This window comes from Pseudomonas sp. K5002, assembly GCF_013386655.1.
Taxonomy (GTDB): Bacteria; Pseudomonadota; Gammaproteobacteria; order Pseudomonadales; family Pseudomonadaceae; genus Aquipseudomonas.
This window is the reverse complement of record NZ_JACARK010001254.1, coordinates 1-1,978: the sequence shown is the minus strand read 5'-3', so window position 1 is coordinate 1,978 and position 1,978 is coordinate 1. Positions and strand designations below refer to the sequence as shown.

Here is a 1,978-nt window from a genome sequence, read left to right as displayed (position 1 = left end):
CGCCTCAACCCGCCGGCACTCCAGCGTCCCGGCAGCCTGCTGCCGCCGCCCGCCGGTGAAGAAGCCATCGATGATGAACTGCGGGAAGTCTTCCTCGAAGAAACCGCCGAAGTTCTCGACGTGCTGCATCGCTATGTGCCTGCCGGCACCGCCAGCCTGGAAGACAAGGCCACCCTGAGCGAAATGCGCCGCGCCTTCCACACCTTGAAAGGCAGTGGCCGCATGGTGCGCGCCCTGGTGTTGGCAGAGCTGGCCTGGGCCGTGGAAAACCTGCTCAACCGCGTGCTGGAGCGCAGTGTCGCACCGGGCCCGGATGTGCAAGCAGTGCTGGATGACGTGTTGGAATTGCTGCCGGAACTGATCACCGATTTTGCCGACGATGCCCAGCGCCAGCGCGATGACGTAGACGAACTGGCGGCGCGGGCGCACGCCTTGGCCAGCCGTGTCGAACCGTCGGCCACAGACCCGGCCGCCCTGGACCCGCAGTTGCTGGAAATCTTCCGCAACGAAGCCCAGAGCCACCTCGACAGCCTCAACCACTTCCTGCAACAGGCCACCGAGCACCTGCCGCTGCAAGTCAGTGATGAACTGCAACGCGCACTGCACACCCTCAAAGGCAGCGCCTATATGGCCGGTGTGTTGCCCATCGCCGAACTGGCGCGCCCGCTGGATCACCTGACCCGCGAATACAAGGCCCACCGCCTGCCGCTGGACCTGGATGAAATCGAATTGCTGCTGGAGGCCGAAGCGTTGTTCCAGCGCGGCGTGCGCCAGCTGGACAGTGACCCTCACGCGGCCATCAATGGTGCAGCAGGGCTGATCGAGCGCACGCAAAACCTGCTGAACAGCCAGCTTGAAGCCTTGCTGAATGCGCCCAACACCGGCCTGCGGATCAAGCGCGACCCGCAGTTGATCGCCAACTTCCTGGCCCAGGGCATGGACATCCTGCTGGACGCCGAAAGCCTGCTGCGCCGCTGGCAACAGCACCCCGGCGAACGCCAGGAACTGAGCGCGCTGCTGGACGAACTGACCACCCTCGGCGAAGGCGCGCACCTCGCCGACCTGCACCCGATGGACGAATTGTGCGAAGCCTTGCTCGACCTCTACGGCGCAGTGGAAGAAAGCAGCCTGGCGGTCAGCGAGCGCTTCTTCCACGAGGCCGAACAGGCCCACGAAGCCCTGATCAACATGCTCGACCAACTGGCCGCCGGCCAGGAAATCAGCGCGGCGCCGGCCCGGGTACGCGCCCTGCGCGAGCTGCTGGATGAAGGCCTCGACCCGTCCGCCACCGGCTTGATCAAGACCGATGGCAGCCGCGCGCTGAGCATCTCCGAGCTGGGCGCCGCTACGGCGAAGCTCGATCAGGGTTTTGCGGTGGATGACGAGATCGTCGAGATCTTCCTTGAGGAAGCGGTGGACATCCTCGACAGCGCCGGCCAGTCCTTGAAGCGTTGGCTGCTGGACCCGGATAACGCAGCGCCGCTGTCATCGTTGCAGCGGGATTTGCACACCCTCAAGGGTGGCGCGCGCATGGCTGAAATCGGCGCGGTGGGCGACCTGGCCCTTGAGCTGGAAAACCTTTACGAAGGTTTGGTGGACCGTCGCTACAGCTATTCCAGCGAGCTGGCCAATGTGTTGATGGCCAGTCATGAGCGGCTGGCGCTGTTGCTTGAGCAACTGCAACACCAGCAACCGTTGAGCGACTCCTCCGACCTGATCAGCCACTTGCGTGAGTTGCGCCAAGGCACCGGACAAGCGGCGCCCGCAGCGGCCGCCGAAGTCGAGACGCCGGGCAGTGATCCCGAGCTGCTGGATATCTTTCTCGAAGAGGCCGCCGACATCCTCGACAGCTCCGGCGCCGCGCTGTTGCGCTGGCAGGCCGAGCCGAAAAATCGCCAGGAAGTCGAGACACTGCTGCGCGACCTGCACACCCTCAAGGGCGGCGCTCGCATGGTCGAGATCGGCCCGATTGGCGACC

The 1,978-nt window shown here is 64.9% G+C and carries 1 protein-coding gene; it reads left to right on the top strand.

The window, feature by feature from the left end:
* Positions 1-1,978, top strand: a 1,978-nt coding sequence (locus HX846_RS35435; protein WP_178967269.1) for an Hpt domain-containing protein, incomplete at both ends; no start/stop codon positions are given.